Origin of the sequence: Horticoccus luteus, assembly GCF_019464535.1 — a bacterium.
GTDB lineage: Bacteria > Verrucomicrobiota > Verrucomicrobiia > Opitutales > Opitutaceae > Horticoccus > Horticoccus luteus.
In genome coordinates, this window is the sequence record NZ_CP080507.1 from 2,907,858 (window position 1) to 2,923,611 (window position 15,754).

Here is a 15,754-nt window from a genome sequence, read left to right on the forward strand (position 1 = left end):
ACCCTAATGGTCGACGCCCCGCTTCCGCCCCACGAATTGGACCGAGTCGCTGCGTTGCGTCGCTGTCGGTTGTTCGCCGCCCCGTCCGATGCCTCATTTGACGATCTCGCCCGGCTCGCCGCAGCCCTTTGCGATACGACCATGGCGGCGGTGACGTTCATCGATGAACAACACCTGTGGTTCAAAGCCCGGCTCGGTTTCACCACCTCGGCCACGCCCCGCGACGACTCGCTCTGCGCCCACGCCATCGTGGCTCCCGGCGGCCTGCTCGTCGTCGCTGACACCTCTCTCGATCCGCGCTTTGCCCACCACGCCCTCGTGCGCGGTGAACCTTTTATCCGCTTCTACGCCGGCTGTGCGCTTTTCTCGCCCGACGGCCACGCGCTCGGCACCCTCTGCGTCTTCGACTCGCGCCCCCGCGACCTGACGGCGACGCAACAGCAACATTTGCTCCGCCTCGCGCGGCTCGCTTCCGGCCACATCGCCGCGCATTCAACCGCTCCTGCCGCCGCCGACCAGCCGCCCGCCCTTCAGCTCTTCGATCACAATCCGCTTCCCCTTTGGATCTACGACCGCGAGACGCTGCGCTTCCTCACCGTCAACGACGCCGCCCTCGCGCGCTACGGCTACCGTCGCGAGGAGTTTCTCCAACGTCGTATCACCGACATCCGTCCGCCCGAGGATGCCGCCGCGTTGGAATCGGCGGTGCGCGCGTCCAACGGCTTCCGCGCCTCCGGACGCTGGCGTCATTGCCGCCGCGACGGCACGCTCCTGCATGTCGACGTCTTCACCCACGATGTCGACTTCGCCGGCCGCCCGGCTCGCCTCGCGTGTTCCATCGATGTCACCGAGCAGGAAAACACCCTCGCCGCATTGCGCGAAAGCGAGGCGCGCTTCAAACTCGCCGCTCGCGCCGTCAGCGATGTTTTGTGGGATTGGGATCTGCGCGCGAATACACTTTGGCGCAGCGACGGCTACCAAACCGCGTTCGGCTACCCGCCCGAGGAAATCCAGCCCGGCCTCGATTCCTGGAGCGACCGCCTTCACCCCGAGGACCGCGAACGCGTGGTCCAAAGCCTCCACGCCGCCATCGCCCACGTAGAATCGAGCTGGAGCGCAGAATATCGTTTCCGCCGCCGCGATGGCTCCTACGCGTTCATTCATGATCGCGGCCTGGTGATGCGCGGGGCCGACGGCCACCCCGTCCGCATGGTCGGGGGCATGAGCGACCTCACGGAGCGCAAAAACCTCGAACTGCAATCCCTCCGCGCCCAACGCCTCGAAAGCGTCGGCACGCTCGCCGGCGGCATCGCCCACGACCTCAATAACGTCCTCGCGCCCATCCTCATGGGCCTCGACCTCCTCCGCTCGTTCACCCCCGGCGAACCGGAGTGCCAGCGCTTGATCACCACCATCGAAAGCAGCGCGCGCCGCGGCGCCAGCCTCGTGCGCCAGGTGCTCTCTTATGCGCGCGGCGTCGAAGGCGAGCGCCAGCCCCTCGACCTCACGACCTCCGTCCAGGAAATCGCCCGCATCGCCGAGGAAACGTTTCCCCGCGCCGTCACCATCGTGACCAACCTGCCGGCCCGTCTGCCGCCCATCCTCGGCGACGCCACGCAGATGCACCAAGTCCTCCTTAACCTCGCCGTCAACGCCCGCGATGCCATGCCCGACGGCGGCACGCTCACCTTCACCGCCGATCGCCTCGACGTCGCCGGACCTGCATTGTTGCCCGGCCTGAACCCCGGCCCCCACGTGCGCCTGCGCGTCAGCGACACCGGCACCGGCATTCCCGCCGCCCTCCACGAACGCATCTTCGAACCCTTCTTCACCACCAAGGAAACCGGCCGCGGCACCGGCCTCGGCCTCTCCACGGTGCATGCGATCGTCCGCAGCCACGGCGGCACCGTGCACGTGGAAAGCGCACCGGGGCACGGCTCCACGTTCAGCGTTTATCTTCCCGTCAGTCCCGCGGCCGCCGAGGCGCATCCGGACGATACCGACCTCGCGGCGCCCCGCGGCCGCGGCGAGACCGTGTTGATCGTCGACGACGAACTCTCGATCCGCACCGTCTGCCAGCATACGGTCGAAGCGTTCGGGTATGCCGCCGTCACCGCCTCCGACGGCGCCGAAGCGATCGCCCGCTTCGCGACCAATCCTCACGCCTTCCATCTCGTGCTCACCGACATGGTCATGCCCGGCATGGATGGCCCCACCGCCATCCGCGAACTCCTGAAACTCCGCCCGGATCTTCCGATCGTCGCCATGACCGGCCTCGATTCCACGAAACAAGGCGCCGTCGCCCGCCAGTGGGTGCGCGACGTGCTCCCGAAACCGTTCACGGCTGACCAACTCTTGCGCACGTTGCGTCGCGCGCTCGACACCTGACCGCCGCCCGCTCGCGGCCGAAAACGCCCGCCCTTCGCCGCGCTCGCGCCGCCCTGCTCCGACTGCGCGCCGTCCGCACCCTTTCCCTCACGCATCCCGCGGCAGCCCGCGGCGTCCCGCGGAGCTCCGTTCGTCCCCTCGCCCTCGCGCCCCGCGAAAAAACCGCTTGGCGCGGTTGCCCCCGCGGTCATCGTGACGCCGAATTTTCCCATGCCCGCCACGCCCGCCTCGCCCCGTTGGGGCCGCTACGAAACACTCCTGCCCGACGAGATCGCCGCCATCGCCGCGCAACACTCCGTCGCCTACCTCCCGTGGGGCGCCCTCGAATACCACGGCCGCCACGCCGCCGTCGGTCTCGACGGCCTGAAAGCCCACGGCCTCTGCTGCTCGCTCGCCGCCGCCGTCGGCGGACTCGTGTTTCCGCCCGTCTACTTCGCCGCCAATACGATCAAGACACTGCGCGAACTCCCCCACCAGCGCCATTCCCTCAACTTTTCCGAAGACCTCCTCCGCCTCCTCGCCCGCGAACATCTCGAGCAACTCGCCGACGAGAAATTCCGCGTCGTGTTCGTCCTCTGCGGCCACGTCGGCCAGCCGCACTATGATATCATCAAAGCCGAGGCCGCCGCCCTCAACGCCCGCCAGTCCGCCACCCGCGTCATCGCCACGTCGGAGACCGACCTCATTTCCCCCGACCTCGTCGTGGCCAACCATGCCGCCCTCGGTGAAATCTCGTTTCTCATGAGCCAGCACCCCGAATGCGTCGACCTCTCGCGCCTTCCCGCGGATCGCGTTCCCACGTTGGAACAAGACGCTGTCTGGGGCTCCGACCCGCGTGAAGCCTCCGCCGAAAAAGGCCGCCTCTACACCGACGCCTTCATCGCCGGCGCCCGCCCGCTTATCGCCGCCCTCGCCTCCTCCTGATATGAACGACCGCACTCTCGGCCGCACCGGCCTCCGCGTCAGCGAAATCGGCCTCGGCACCTGGGCCTTCGGCTCACCCGTCTACGGCTCCGTCGGCACCTCCGATGCCACCACCGCCATTCGCGGCGCCCTCGATGCCGGCATCACGTTCTTCGATACCGCGCCCCTTTACGGCTCGCCCCAGGAAGACGGCATCGCCGAACGCATCCTCGGCTCCGCCCTCGGCGCCGACCGCGATCGCGTCTGCATCTCCACGAAATTCGGCCGCTATCCCACCCGCGGTCATCTCAACACTTATTTCCACGCCGCCGGCGTCACCGAATCCGTCGAGCAAAGCCTCCGCCGCCTCGGCACCGACCGCCTCGACGTCCTCTTTTTCCATTCGCCGCAAAGTCGCGAGCAAATCCACGACGACATCTGGGCCGCGCTCGAAAAACTGAAGCGCGACGGCAAAGTGCGCGCCGTCGGCCACTCCCTCTCCTGGTTCGCTGACACCGCCCCCGCCGCCCGCGACTGGGCCGCCGAGCGCAAAATCGACGTCGTCCAAGTCGTCTACAGCCTCATGAACCGCGAGACGGAAACTTTCATTGCCGACGTCGCCGGCCTCGGCATCGGCGTCGTCGCCCGCGAGTCCCTCGCCAACGGATTTCTCGGCGGCGCGTTCACGAAAGACACCGTTTTTCCCGCCGGCTCGCTCAACGCCCGTTACAGCCGCGAAGAAATCGCCGAACGCGTCGCCGTCGCGGATCGCTATAAACAACTCCTCGTGCGCGGCGAAATCACGTCCCTCGCCGCCGCCGCGATGCGCTGGGTGTTGGACAATCCGCACGTTTCTCTCGTGCTCGCCGGCTCGCGCAAACTCGACGAAATCCTCGGCTGCGCCGCCGCCTCCGACGCCGCCCCTTACACGCCCGCCGAACTCGCCGCCGCCCGCCAGTTGCACACGAAAGAGTTTTCCGCCGCGTAGGTTCAAGAAGGATCCTCGCCCCTCCCCATAGCGAAACGCGTGAGCGTTTCGCTACGGGGCCGCGCTCGGCAAACGCTGGCGCCGGTGCGGTTGACTAGGCAGTTTCCCCGAGCATTCTCACTCGCATGAAAGGCAAGTTCACCGCGATCATCGAAGAGGCGCCGGAAGGCGGATACTGGGCCATTTGCCCGGAAGTGCCCGGCGCGAATGGACAGGGCGAGACCGTGACTGAAGCCAAACGAAGCCTCCGTGAAGCGATTAGGCTCATTTTTAAGGATCGAGTCGCTGATGCGCGCCGTGGTCTTCCGAAGGAAGCGATTCAGGCCGTTGTTGCGGTCTGATGAAGCGGCGAGAATTGGAAAAGCGACTGCGGCACGCAGGCTGTTATCTCAAGCGCGAGGGCAGTTCGCACTCACTTTGGATCAATCCCAAGACGGGCGTCGTCGAAGCGGTTCCGCGTCACGCGGAGGTCAAAGAACCGCTTGCTCGGAAGATCTTGAGAGCTCTGGACGCTGGCTGAAAAGGCCGAAGAAGGGCGCGCTCCGCCGCGCGGCGGAGCGAACGGCCCACCCGCAAGCCGTCGACGCCGATGCAATTAAGCGCGGCGGATCGCCGCCGCAGCGCGCCACCCGCTTGCGGACAAACCGCAGATACCCGGCCTGCATCGCCGCCAGCCAGCGCGCAGCGGGACGCGGGTTGGATCGGGATTTTCCCCCTCGCGCGCCGCGCGGCTTCCGAGCCTGCGCCGGATTGAGCAACCGTCTCTCCTCCACTGCTGTTGCCAACGTCCGCCCGCGGCGTCTTGTTCCGCCATGGTCCGTCTGCTCCCTCTCCTCCTCGCCCTCTCGCTGCTCGCCGGCTGCGCGTCCGTGTCCACTCGCGAACGTCCCCGTGCCGACCTGCAAAACATCCAGCGCTTCTTCGTCGAGAAGCGCCTCGGCGACGACCACCGCATCGACGAATTGATCGTCGCCGAACTTCAGCGCCACGGTCGCACCGCCACCTCGGGCCCGCTGACCATGGCCCCCGACGATGCCGAAGCCATCGTCAGTTACAACGACCGCTGGGCGTGGGATTTCAGCACCTACCTCATCGAGGCCTCCCTCGAGATTCGTCGCGCTCGCACCGACAAGCCGATCGCCGCGGCCTCTTATCACCGCGCGGTCTTGTCGCGGCAGACGCCGGCCGATGCCATTCGGGTCATGCTCGACCCGCTCTTCGCCGCCCCCAAACGCCCGGCGCGTCAGTGATTCCCTGACGCCCACGCACGCGGAACAACGAGAATTTCGGAGGCACTATGGCGCCTAAGTCCAGCGGCCCAAACCTTCGAAATTTATGAAAACCGAGCACGAAAAAACCATCAGCATTCTCAACGATCTGGTCGAAACCTGCAACGATGGCCACCACGGCTTCCGCACCGCGGGTGAAGACGCCGAGGACCAGGAACTCCGCAACCTCTTTGAGCAGTTTGCCGCCGAACGCCAGCGCTTCACGGGCGAATTGCAGAACCGCATTCGCTCGCTCGGCGGCGATCCCGATCAGCATGGCAGCGTTTCCGGCACGCTTCACCGCGGCTGGATCGACATCAAATCGGCCATCGCCTCGAACGAGCCCCACTCCGTCCTCGCCGAATGCGAACGCGGCGAAGACGCCGCCCTCAAAGCCTACCGCGAGGCCCTGAAAAAAGACTTGGATCTGGCGACGCGCGATATCGTCTCGCGGCAATTGACGGCGATCCAGGCGGCCCATGATCGCGTGAAGCAATTGCGCGATAGTTCGAAATACGCCACGCGTTAACCCGCCAACGCGCACCCCGCACGGCCCACTTGCCACGGCGCGCGCCCCTCGGGGCTCGCGCCTTTTTCGTGGGCCGAGCCAACGCGTTCGGCCGCAGCGCCCGATCGCGCCCCCTTTTGCCGCCGCGCGGGTTACCGCTCAACCGCCCCCGCGGTCCCGTCGACAACGCGCTTGTGCCTCCGCCGCCGCCGCAAAACCGCCCGGCACGGCCAGACGCAGAGCACATGGACTAGCAGCAACGCCACCGCCACCCCGATCGCCGCATAGACCAGCCCCTCCATTGTGGTCGGCACGGCCGGCTTGAAGACGGACCACGTCGCCCGCGCGATGCCCGGATCCAAGTGCCGCAAAAACACAAACGGCCGCTCCCATAGCGATGCCGTGCGCAGCGCCGTCTCGGCGCTATAAAGCGAGTCCGCGCGTTCCGCCGCCGCGTGCATCACGCCGCCCAAGCGCGCCACCGCTGCGTCCGCGTTGCCCGACGTTTTGGCGATCAGTTCGTCCAGCGTGAGCCCCGATTGCGTCGCCACCGCCTGGAACTGTTGCAACTGCCGCCGCGCCTCGTCGAGGTGGCCGCCGAGCCGTTGCAGGTATTGCTGCATGAACTCCGGCGCCTGCGAAAACACGAGCGCACCCGCCACGCACGCGGCGCGATCGAGAAACTTTCCACCCGCGGTGCCCGCGGCGGAGAACGGTCGGGTCCAGCGCATCCGCGCGACACAAGGGAGCAATTCCACGCCCCGCAAGCTTCGGCTCGCCGCCTCCTCCGCCCCTTGCCTGCGGCGTCTTCCGTCTGCCACGCTGTCGCCATGCCTGCGACCCGTCCCCCGCTGCTCCTCGCGTTCTTCGCCGCCCTTTCGCTGCTCGTCGCCCCGGCGCGTGCCCAACTCACCGCGGTCGAAGCGGATCACGGCATGGTCGTATCCGTCCACGCGCTCGCCACGCAGGCCGGCGTCGAAATCCTCCAGCAAGGCGGCAACGCGGTCGACGCCTCCATCGCCACCGGGCTCGCGCTCGTCACCGTGTATCCGTGGGCCGGTAACCTCGGCGGCGGCGGCTTCATGCTCATCCATCTGGCCACGGGACGCGACGTCGCCATCGACTTCCGCGAAACGGCGCCCGCCGCCGCGTCGCACGACATGTATCTCGACGCCCACGGCAACGTCGTCAAAGGCCTCTCCACCGTCGGCTGGCGGGCGAGCGGCGTGCCCGGCACCGTGGCGGGCTTCGCGCTCGCGTTGGAGAAATACGGCTCCGGCAAAGTTTCGTGGGCGCAAGTCTGCGAACCCGCCCGCCGCCTCGCCGCCGAGGGGCACCTCATCACCCCTTACACCGCCGACCGCTTCCGCTGGAAACGCCACCTCCTCGAACAATTCCCCGAATCGAAACGCATTTACCTCCACGACGGTGCCCTCTGGCAGGCCGGCGAACTCTGGCGGCAGCCCGAACTCGCCGCCACGTTTGCGCGTCTGCAGAAACGCGGCCCGCGCGAATTCTACGAGGGCGAGACCGCCCACCACATCGCCGACGCGATGGCGGCCAACGGCGGCAACATCACCCTCGCCGACCTGCAAGCCTACCGCGCCGTCGAGCGCGTGCCCTTCCGCACGATGTATCGCGGCTACGAGGTCGTCACTATGCCGCCGCCGAGTTCCGGCAGCATCGCCCTCCTGCAAATGCTCGCGATGCTGGAGCCATTCGATGTCGCCAACCTCGGCGCCGAGTCTTCCGCGCGTTATCATTTGTTCGTCGAAGTGATGCGCCGCGCCTACCGCGTCCGCGCCGAATACCTTGGCGATCCGGACTTCGTCTCCATCCCCGTCAAGGCGCTGCTCGATCCCAGCTACACCGCCGCGCTGATGAGCGATTTCAACGAGGGCAAGGCCACTCCCAGCGCCGATGTGAAACTCCCGCCTCTCCCCGGCGCCAACTTCCGCCCCGCATCCCCGGCTGCCGCGCCCGCCCCCGTCGTCCCGCCCGAGTCCACCGAGACCACACACTTCTCCGTCGTCGACGCCGCCGGCAACGCCGTCTCCACCACCTACACGCTCAACGGCGGCTACGGCAGCGGCGTCACCATTCCCGGCACCGGTATCCTCATGAACAACGAAATGGACGACTTCACGTCAAAGCCCGGCGTGCCCAATTCCTACCACCTCATCCAAGGCGAGGCCAACGCCATCGCCCCCGGCAAACGCCCGCTCTCGTCCATGACGCCCACGATCGTCCTCCAAGACGGGAAACCCTTTCTCGTCACCGGCAGTCCCGGCGGATCGACGATCATCACGACCGTTCTGCAGGTCATCACCAACGTCATCGATTTCAAGATGCCGCTCGGCCAGGCCATCGAGGCCCGCCGCATTCATCACCAATGGATGCCCGACGTGATCAACTACGAACCCTACGGCATGCCCACCGACGTCGCGGACGCCCTCCGCGCCCGAGGTCACACGCTCGCGCAACGCAACCTCTACGGCGCCCCCGGCGAAAAGACCCCGCTCTCCGAATTCTACCAAGGGGACGCCGAATCCATCCTCGTCGACCCGGTCACCGGCCATCGCGAAGGCGTCAACGACCCGCGCAAACCCGACGGCCTCGCGCTGGGTTATTGAGCAGGCGCCCGACCTTGGTGGCGCGGCCGGAGCCCCTCGTCAGGCGTCCCACGTTGATTTTCGCCGTGAACTGAAACCCTGCGGCCGCCACAGTGCGCCATGCACTACCGCGCGTTCGGAAAAAATTCCTTTCAGACCTCCGAAATCGGTTTCGGCGCCTGGGCCATCGGCGGCGCGTGGGGCGCGCAGGCCGACACGGATTCGCTCGCCGCGCTCCACCGTGCGCTCGACCTCGGCGTCAACTTCATCGACACCGCCGCCGGTTATGGCGATGGCCGCAGCGAACGCCTCATCGGCCAGATTCTCCGCGAACGCGCCGCCGCCGGCCGCGCCGAAAAAATCTTCGTCGCCACCAAGACGCCGCCCACCGCCGGTGACTGGCCGCCCTCGCCCTACGATTCCGCCGCCGAGCGCTACCCCGAAGCCTACCTCCGCGCCAACCTCGCCGAGCGCATGGCCAACCTCGGCACCGACCGCGTCGATCTCCTCCAACTGCACACGTGGACGCGCGCCTGGAATCGCAACCCCACTCCGTTCAAAATTCTCCGCGCGCTCCAGCGCGAAGGCCGCATCGGTCTCATCGGCGTGTCCACGCCTGAACATGATCAAAACAGCGTGATCGATCTCATGCGCGGCGGCTGGGTCGACAGCGTGCAGGTTATCTACAGTCTCTTCGAACAAGAGCCCGCCGCCGAATTGCTCGATGTCGCCCGCGAATGCGGAGTCGCGATCATCGTGCGGGTCGCCTTCGACGAGGGCGCGCTCACCGGCAAGTTCACGCCGGAAACGCGTTTCCCCGCGGATGATTTTCGCTCCGCGTATTTCGCCGGCGATCGCCTGCCCCGCGCCGTGCGCCGCGCCGAAGCCGTGCGCGCCGATCTCGCCGGCAGCGGCTACTCGATGGCACAGGCCGCGCTCAAATTCGTGCTTTCGCACCCCGCCGTCTCCGTCGTCATTCCCGGCATCCGCAACGTCGCGCAAGCCGAAGCCAACATCGCCGTGAGCGATCTTCCCGCCATGCCGCCCGACCTCCTCACGAGGTTGCGCCGCCACAACTGGCGCCGCGGCTTTTGGTATTCCGGCAAGTGAGAGTCCGGCGAGTGTGCACGCGCCCGCGCAGGCGTTTCGACGCGCTGCGCTCTCATTAGACTAACTCCATCCTTTCCTCCTTCGCCACCCTCTCGCTAGCGTCGTTGTCCTTCTTCGCTCCATGCCTAAATCGCACTTCCCCCGCATCCCCACGATCGCCTACGAAGGCCCGTCCTCGACGAACGCCCTCGCGTTCAAGCATTACAATCCCGACGAGGTCATCGACGGCCGCACGATGGCCGGGCACCTGCGCTTCTCCATCGCGTATTGGCACAGTTTCCGTGGTGTGGGCAGCGACCCCTTTGGTCCCGGCACCATCACGCGCCCGTGGGAAAAAGGCACCCACGCCGTCAGCGTCGCGAAGACGCGCATGGATGCCGCCTTCGAGTTCTTCCAGAAAATCCGCGCGCCCTTCTGGTGTTTCCACGACCGCGACATCGCGCCCGAAGGCCGCACGCTCGCCGAGTCCAACAAGCATCTCGACGCCCTCATCGCGCACGCGAAATCGCTGCAGCAAGCCACCGGCGTGAAGCTGCTCTGGGGCACCGCAAACCTCTTTTCCAATCCGCGCTACATGTGCGGCGCCGCGACCAATCCCGACGCCCACGTCTTCGCCTACGCCGCCGCCCAAGTGAAGAAAGCCCTCGAAGCGACCCTCGCACTCGGGGGCGAAAACTACGTCTTCTGGGGCGGCCGCGAAGGCTACGAGACGCTCCTCAACACCAACCTCAAACGCGAGCAGGACCACCTCGCCGCGTTCATGCACATGGCGGTGGACTACGCGAAGGAGATTGGCTTCACCGGCCAGTTTCTCATCGAACCCAAGCCCAAGGAGCCGACCAAGCACCAATACGACTTCGACGTCGCCGCCGGCATCGCGTTTCTCCGCACCTACAAGCTCGACCGCGCGTTCAAGTTCAACATCGAGACCAATCACGCCACGCTCGCCGGCCATACTTTCCAGCACGAAATCGAAACCGCCGCCGCGCACGGCATGCTCGGCTCGATCGACGCCAACGCCGGCGACACCCTCCTCGGTTGGGACACCGATCAGTTCAACACCGACGTGAAGGAACTCACGCTCGCGATGCTCTCCATTCTGCGCGCCGGCGGCCTCGGTTCCGGCGGCTTCAACTTCGACGCCAAACTCCGCCGTCCGTCCATCGATCTCGAAGACCTCTTCCTCGCGCACATTGGCGGCATGGATGCTTACGCCCTCGCGTTCAAACTCGCGCGCCAGATCCTCGCCGACGGAAAACTCGACGGCTTCGTGCGCGATCGCTACGCCAGCTACGACACGGCTTACGGCCGCGACATCGAGCGCCGCAAAACCGATTTCAAGCAGCTCGAGAAGCTCGTCCTCACCGAACTCGGCGAACCGAAACCCCGCAGCGGCAAACAGGAGTATCTCGAAAACCTGATCAACGGTTACCTGCACCGCTGAGCCCGGACGGCGATCTTCGCCGCTCTATTTCGCCGCGGATTTTTTCGTCACAGCAAACTCGGACCTCCGACACGCCGGACTAAATGAAGTTGGCCGGGTGGACTGGCGTCAGCTCGACGTCCGTCCCGGTCACTTCCGCCGATGCCGCGCGGCGGTGAACACGAACTCGTATTTCAGTCCGTCGGGATCGTAGAAAAACGTCGCGTAATACGGTTCGCCGTATTCGGGGCAGTCGCCGGGCGGATCCTCCACCCGGCACAGACCCTGTTGCTCGAGCGGCACCAGCACGTCCGCGTAAAACCGATCCACGTCCGCCCGGTCCGCCGCGTTGAACGCTACATGCGTGTGGTGCCCCACCGCGCCGTGTCGATACGGCACGTCCACATATTCCGGGCTCACGCCGCCGATGCCGAATTCGTGCGGCGCGTCGAGATCGTTCCGTCTCCAGTCGTCGTATTCATGGCCCTCGCCGCGGTGGCTGCCTGACAATTCATAGCCCAGATAACCCAGCATCGCCGCGTAAAACGGCGCGGAACGCGCCACGTTCGACACGATGATGTTCTGATGATGCAGCAGTCCGCGGCGGCCGTTCATTGTTGTCTCGTCCAATTTTCGTTTGGGTGGTGGCGCGCCGATCGCACTACCGTTCAACCGGCAGGATATCATCCGGCTTCAACGAGAACTCCAGCGCCACAAATCCGCCCGTGCCTTCGCCCACGTAATAATCGGCCCGGATCCACAGCGGTCGGCGTTGAAAATAAATCACGCCATACAATCGCGTGAGCCGTTTGCCCAAAGTGGATGGCGCGAAAACCTCCGTCTCGATCACCGGACCCAAACGCGAACTCACCGCAACCAGACGCGCGCGCAGTTCGCCCAGTTTTGTATCGGTATCCGAACTATACCACGCCCGGAGCAACGCGTCCGGCCCGTTGGCCTGAAACGCCTGCAGCCCCGACCGAAAAGCGCCCACCGCATCGTCGGCCCGCGCGCTCACAGCGAACGCCAGCATCAAGATAAGCAGCAATTTTTTCATCACTAGAGGTTGGGTTGACCGATCTGCCGGCGATCGAAACAGGGAAAGCAACAGCGACGCCTCACCGGTGACTCAAGTTACGGGCCAGCTCGATCGTCCGCTCAACGCTCCGCTCCCGTCTCACGCCACTCCGCCAGCTTCCGCTCCGCTTCCTCGATGTCTCGTTCCGTGCGGTCGCGTTGTGCCGTCAGTTGATCGATTTTGTCTTCTAGGTGATCGTCCGCTTCCTGCGTCCCCGGTTGCGAGCGGAAGCTTTTGTTCTGCGTAATAAACGCCTCGAGTTGGTCGTGTTCATTGCGCAACCGCTCGACGCGCTTTTGCCAGCCTTCGCGCAACACCCACCGCACCGTCTGGCCATCGATGGTGTGCCGCACACGTTCGTCGATCGCCTGCGCCCCGCTCGCCGCCTTCGCAATCATGATGTCCAGCCGCAGTTCCTGCAGCGCCACATCGAAATCCTTCCACGCCACATCACGCCCCTGTTTCCCGCGCCACAATGCCAGATTCACCGGCGTATCCGCCCGCACCGTGCGATCCAACGGTTCCTGTCGCGCGCATCCGGCGAGCACCGCCATCGTGCAAACCCACAGCCATTTCTGCATCGTCTTCGAAAATCCCGCTTTCCCCTCGGTGTCAAAACCCCTTCGCGCCCGCGCGCGATCCGCTCCGCTCACGATGGCCGCACGTCGCATTCCTGTAACTTGCTCCGCAGCCAGCCCGGCCGGTTCGTCGTCAGGCCGTCGGCGCCCGCGTCTCGCCAGCGTCTCGCCGTGCCAGGCGTGTCCACCGTCCACACGTAGGTTCGCAAACCGGCCTCGCGTGCCCGCCGCACCGCAGCCGCAGGATTCGGCCACGCGCAGTGCACATCGAGTCCGTCCACGCCCGCCGCCTGCGCCGTCGTGACCAAAGTCTCCCACGTGCGCACCTCGAGGCGCGGTGAGTCGATGATCCACAGCACGTCCGCCGCCGGCAGGCGGCCCTTCGCCGCCACGGCGACCGCGAGGTCGAACGCGATAACTGCCACGCGTGCGTGCGGGCCAGCGGTCGCTTCCACCACCCGCGCCACCGGCTCGACGCTCGCAACGCCGTCCTTGATTTCGATCAACACGCGTTTTCCCGCCGGCGTCACCGCCAATAACTCTTCCAAAGCCGGCACGCGTTCGCCACGGAAGCTCTCCGCTTTCCAGCGGCCCACGTCCACGTCCCGGACCGCCGCCCACGTCAGGTCCGCGATGCCGGTCGCGGCCCCGCCCACCCGGCGCAAATCCGCATCATGCAGCGCGACCAAACGTCCATCCGCCGTCGTTCGCACGTCGCATTCCAGCGCATCCGCGCCCTGCGCCCAAGCCAGCCGCGCTGCCGCGACGGTGTTTTCCGGTGCGTCGTGCGAGGCCCCCCGATGCGCGATGATTTCCACGGGCCGAGGTTTGCCGCCCACCTGCGGTCACCGCAACTCCGCTCGCGCTCGTGCGTCAGCCGCCGCTGCGCCGCTGCGCAAACAGCCACGTCCACACCTCTTCGTTCGCATAAGTCTGCGTCCACGAATCATGCTCCACTTCGGGATAAATTGTGAGCCGCGGCGCGCCGCCCGCCGCCTTGATCGCGTCCACCATCGCCTGTGTGTGCTGCACCGGCACGACCGGATCCTTCGCGCCATGGAATGCCCACACCGGCAAGTCCCGCAATCGCCCGCCGAGCGACGCCTCGCCCGCCCCGCAAATCGGCACGACCGCCGCGTATTTTTCCGGCTGCCGCACCGCCAGTTCCCACGTTGCAAACCCACCCATGCTCAAGCCCGTCACGTAAATGCGATCCGCGTCCACCCGATACCGCCGCTGCAACTCCGCGATGAACGCTTCCAGCGCGGGCGCACTCCACCACTCCTCCGCCGGGCACTGCGGCGAAACGACGATCGCCGGAAACGCGCGCCCCTCCTCAATCAACTTCGGCGGTCCGTTACGTTTCACCACCGCCAGATCCGCGCCGCGTTCGCCGCGCCCGTGCAAAAATACCAGCAACGGCCACTGCGCCCCGCCCTCCGCCCTATATTCGGCGGGCAACGCCAACAAATAATCAAAGCGGTAACGCACCATCACCTCGACTGACGCGGCCGTTTGCGCGCGCGAAGACTGCGACGAGAGAGCGGGATCAGGAGAAGGATTCATGAGCGAGTTGAGCAGCGCATACTCCTTCATCCGGAGCGGCGTGTCGACACCTCGTCCGCCGGGAATCGCGTAAGTTCCTGCGCGGACGTCGCACCGCCCGTCACGCCTCGGGTTCGACGCCTGCGTCCAGCGAAACCCCGCATCACCGCCCGCCCGCGCAATCTCGCCCCCCACTGCCTCGTCAACGCGCAACAATCTCTGTCCGCCCAGCCAACGCGGCTCCTCCGCGACCACCGCGCGTCGCGCCCGCCGCAACGAGGCTTTCCTCGCCCGCGGCCCCGCCTCGCCCGCGATTTTGCGGACTTTCGACCTGCCTCCGCGCGGCCGATGTGCTTCAGTTTGGGCGATGACAAGTCCGCTCACCTCGGCCCCTGTCCCCGAATCTCCCGGCGTCCGCAAAGTGCCGTTCGTTGACTCCACGCCGCTCCTCGGCGACGCCGACGCCCTGCGCGCACGTGCGGCCGACGACGGCTTCTTGTTCTTCAAACACTTCCTGCCTGTCGCCGAACTCTTCGCTCTGCGAAAAGACATGCTGGCCGTCGTCGAACGCCACGGTTGGCGCCAACCCGGTCAGGACGCGCTCGGCGGACGCATCAATCTGGACGCGCTCAACGAGGTGCCCGAAGAGAAGATGCGCACCGATATCGGCGTCAGTATCGCCGCCTACGACGACGTGCAGAAACTGGAAAGTTTTCATCGTCTGCCGCACCACCCGAAGTTGCTCGCGCTCTATCGCACGCTTTTTGGCAGCGAGGTGCTCGTGCACCCGCGCCACATCGGCCGCATGATCACCGGCCACAAAGCGGTTTTCCCTACTCCCCCGCACCAAGACTTTCCGCTGATCCAAGGCACCGCCGCCACGTGGACCTGTTGGTTTCCGCTGGGCGATTGTCCGCGCTCCTGCGGCGGACTCACGATTCTCAAAGGTTCTCACCGCGCCGGCTATATTCCCATCCAGCCCTCGAAAGGCGCCGGCGGCATCGCCGTCTCGCTCTGCCCTTGGGAAACCGAGTGGGCCGAGGGCGACTACGAAGCCGGCGATATTATCACCTTCCCGAGCCACACCGTGCACAAGGCGCTGCGTTGCCAGCACAAAGACCTCATCCGCCTCTCGCTCGACGTCCGCTACCAATCGGTCAACGACGTGGTCGAGGAAAAGTCCCTCAAGCCGCACTGCGATCTCACGTGGGAACAGATCTACGCCGGTTGGTCGAGCGATGCGTTGAAATACTATTGGCAGCGTCAACCGCTCACGCTCACGCCGTGGAACGACACCTACCTCCAGCCCAGCCGGCGGATCTGCTAAACACCTCCTCGGCCGGGCCCCGTGCG

17 protein-coding genes are annotated in these 15,754 nt (G+C 66.1%); 11 read left to right on the forward strand and 6 right to left on the reverse strand.

Annotated elements, in window-relative coordinates; genetic code table 11:
* The first annotated feature begins 6 nt into the window (after positions 1-6).
* The 7 genes from K0B96_RS11895 (at position 7) to K0B96_RS11925 (ending at position 6,076) form a co-directional block, all read left to right on the forward strand.
* Entirely contained in the window at positions 7-2,388 is a 2,382-nt protein-coding gene (locus K0B96_RS11895) for a PAS domain-containing protein (RefSeq protein ID WP_220161115.1), read from the forward strand.
* Between the two features lie 210 nt (positions 2,389-2,598).
* A complete protein-coding gene (locus K0B96_RS11900; RefSeq protein WP_220161116.1) occupies positions 2,599-3,312 on the forward strand; it encodes a creatininase family protein in 714 nt (237 codons plus the stop codon).
* A gap of 1 nt (position 3,313) precedes the next feature.
* On the forward strand, positions 3,314-4,279 hold the full coding sequence (locus tag K0B96_RS11905) for an aldo/keto reductase (RefSeq protein ID WP_220161117.1): 966 nt from the start codon (positions 3,314-3,316) through the stop codon (positions 4,277-4,279).
* Positions 4,280-4,404: 125 nt separating this feature from the next.
* Positions 4,405-4,620: a type II toxin-antitoxin system HicB family antitoxin gene (locus tag K0B96_RS11910; protein ID WP_220161118.1), complete on the forward strand. Its 216-nt coding sequence runs from the start codon at positions 4,405-4,407 to the stop codon at positions 4,618-4,620.
* Positions 4,620-4,799, forward strand: a complete 180-nt coding sequence (locus K0B96_RS17650; RefSeq protein WP_220161119.1) for a type II toxin-antitoxin system HicA family toxin — start codon at positions 4,620-4,622, stop codon at positions 4,797-4,799. Before K0B96_RS11910 ends, K0B96_RS17650 begins: the two co-directional genes overlap by 1 nt.
* A 292-nt stretch (positions 4,800-5,091) precedes the next feature.
* Complete coding sequence (locus K0B96_RS11920) at positions 5,092-5,529, forward strand: hypothetical protein (protein ID WP_220161120.1); 438 nt, start codon at positions 5,092-5,094, stop codon at positions 5,527-5,529.
* A gap of 85 nt (positions 5,530-5,614) precedes the next feature.
* Positions 5,615-6,076, forward strand: coding sequence for a ferritin-like domain-containing protein (locus K0B96_RS11925; protein ID WP_220161121.1), 462 nt, complete (start codon positions 5,615-5,617; stop codon positions 6,074-6,076).
* Positions 6,077-6,207: 131 nt separating this feature from the next.
* On the opposite strand, the gene K0B96_RS11930 is transcribed toward K0B96_RS11925, so the two are convergent.
* On the reverse strand, positions 6,208-6,813 hold the full coding sequence (locus K0B96_RS11930) for a DUF2937 family protein (RefSeq protein ID WP_255558639.1): 606 nt from the start codon (positions 6,811-6,813) through the stop codon (positions 6,208-6,210).
* Positions 6,814-6,885: 72 nt separating this feature from the next.
* Between K0B96_RS11930 and ggt the strand changes: the two genes are divergently transcribed.
* The 3 genes from ggt (at position 6,886) to xylA (ending at position 11,221) form a co-directional block, all read left to right on the forward strand.
* The gene (ggt, locus tag K0B96_RS11935) at positions 6,886-8,688 is read left to right on the forward strand and encodes a gamma-glutamyltransferase (protein ID WP_220161122.1); all 1,803 of its coding nucleotides are present in this window, start codon (positions 6,886-6,888) and stop codon (positions 8,686-8,688) included.
* 99 nt (positions 8,689-8,787) lie between these two features.
* The gene (locus tag K0B96_RS11940) at positions 8,788-9,777 is read left to right on the forward strand and encodes an aldo/keto reductase (RefSeq protein ID WP_220161123.1); all 990 of its coding nucleotides are present in this window, start codon (positions 8,788-8,790) and stop codon (positions 9,775-9,777) included.
* A gap of 121 nt (positions 9,778-9,898) precedes the next feature.
* Positions 9,899-11,221: a xylose isomerase gene (gene xylA / locus K0B96_RS11945; RefSeq protein ID WP_220161124.1), complete on the forward strand. Its 1,323-nt coding sequence runs from the start codon at positions 9,899-9,901 to the stop codon at positions 11,219-11,221.
* Between the two features lie 129 nt (positions 11,222-11,350).
* On the opposite strand, the gene K0B96_RS11950 is transcribed toward xylA, so the two are convergent.
* From K0B96_RS11950 to K0B96_RS11970, 5 genes are all read right to left on the reverse strand, one after another.
* A complete protein-coding gene (locus tag K0B96_RS11950) occupies positions 11,351-11,815 on the reverse strand; it encodes a VOC family protein (RefSeq protein WP_220161125.1) in 465 nt (154 codons plus the stop codon).
* 46 nt (positions 11,816-11,861) lie between these two features.
* Positions 11,862-12,257: a hypothetical protein gene (locus K0B96_RS11955; protein WP_220161126.1), complete on the reverse strand. Its 396-nt coding sequence runs from the start codon at positions 12,255-12,257 to the stop codon at positions 11,862-11,864.
* Positions 12,258-12,358: 101 nt separating this feature from the next.
* The gene (locus K0B96_RS11960) at positions 12,359-12,859 is read right to left on the reverse strand and encodes a hypothetical protein (RefSeq protein WP_220161127.1); all 501 of its coding nucleotides are present in this window, start codon (positions 12,857-12,859) and stop codon (positions 12,359-12,361) included.
* 68 nt (positions 12,860-12,927) lie between these two features.
* A complete protein-coding gene (locus K0B96_RS11965; protein WP_220161128.1) occupies positions 12,928-13,674 on the reverse strand; it encodes a glycerophosphodiester phosphodiesterase family protein in 747 nt (248 codons plus the stop codon).
* Between the two features lie 55 nt (positions 13,675-13,729).
* A complete protein-coding gene (locus K0B96_RS11970) occupies positions 13,730-14,422 on the reverse strand; it encodes a carboxylesterase family protein (protein ID WP_220161129.1) in 693 nt (230 codons plus the stop codon).
* A gap of 346 nt (positions 14,423-14,768) precedes the next feature.
* Here K0B96_RS11970 and K0B96_RS11975 point away from each other — a divergent pair, with 346 nt between their 5' ends.
* The gene (locus K0B96_RS11975; RefSeq protein WP_220161130.1) at positions 14,769-15,728 is read left to right on the forward strand and encodes a phytanoyl-CoA dioxygenase family protein; all 960 of its coding nucleotides are present in this window, start codon (positions 14,769-14,771) and stop codon (positions 15,726-15,728) included.
* The last annotated feature ends 26 nt before the right edge of the window (positions 15,729-15,754 follow it).

What these genes read in the sequence shown, in the direction of transcription:
- K0B96_RS11940 (WP_220161123.1), top strand. Translation starts at nt 8,788, where the DNA reads ATGCACTACCGCGCGTTCGGAAAAAATTCCTTTCAGACCTCCGAAATC.
- xylA (WP_220161124.1), top strand. Translation starts at nt 9,899, where the DNA reads ATGCCTAAATCGCACTTCCCCCGCATCCCCACGATCGCCTACGAAGGC.
- K0B96_RS11960 (WP_220161127.1), bottom strand. Translation starts at nt 12,859, where the DNA reads ATGCAGAAATGGCTGTGGGTTTGCACGATGGCGGTGCTCGCCGGATGC.
- ggt (WP_220161122.1), top strand. Translation starts at nt 6,886, where the DNA reads ATGCCTGCGACCCGTCCCCCGCTGCTCCTCGCGTTCTTCGCCGCCCTT.
- K0B96_RS11905 (WP_220161117.1), top strand. Translation starts at nt 3,314, where the DNA reads ATGAACGACCGCACTCTCGGCCGCACCGGCCTCCGCGTCAGCGAAATC.
- K0B96_RS11955 (WP_220161126.1), bottom strand. Translation starts at nt 12,257, where the DNA reads ATGAAAAAATTGCTGCTTATCTTGATGCTGGCGTTCGCTGTGAGCGCG.
- K0B96_RS11920 (WP_220161120.1), top strand. Translation starts at nt 5,092, where the DNA reads ATGGTCCGTCTGCTCCCTCTCCTCCTCGCCCTCTCGCTGCTCGCCGGC.
- K0B96_RS11950 (WP_220161125.1), bottom strand. Translation starts at nt 11,815, where the DNA reads ATGAACGGCCGCCGCGGACTGCTGCATCATCAGAACATCATCGTGTCG.
- K0B96_RS11975 (WP_220161130.1), top strand. Translation starts at nt 14,769, where the DNA reads ATGACAAGTCCGCTCACCTCGGCCCCTGTCCCCGAATCTCCCGGCGTC.
- K0B96_RS11970 (WP_220161129.1), bottom strand. Translation starts at nt 14,422, where the DNA reads ATGAATCCTTCTCCTGATCCCGCTCTCTCGTCGCAGTCTTCGCGCGCG.
- K0B96_RS17650 (WP_220161119.1), top strand. Translation starts at nt 4,620, where the DNA reads ATGAAGCGGCGAGAATTGGAAAAGCGACTGCGGCACGCAGGCTGTTAT.
- K0B96_RS11925 (WP_220161121.1), top strand. Translation starts at nt 5,615, where the DNA reads ATGAAAACCGAGCACGAAAAAACCATCAGCATTCTCAACGATCTGGTC.
- K0B96_RS11910 (WP_220161118.1), top strand. Translation starts at nt 4,405, where the DNA reads ATGAAAGGCAAGTTCACCGCGATCATCGAAGAGGCGCCGGAAGGCGGA.
- K0B96_RS11900 (WP_220161116.1), top strand. Translation starts at nt 2,599, where the DNA reads ATGCCCGCCACGCCCGCCTCGCCCCGTTGGGGCCGCTACGAAACACTC.
- K0B96_RS11895 (WP_220161115.1), top strand. Translation starts at nt 7, where the DNA reads ATGGTCGACGCCCCGCTTCCGCCCCACGAATTGGACCGAGTCGCTGCG.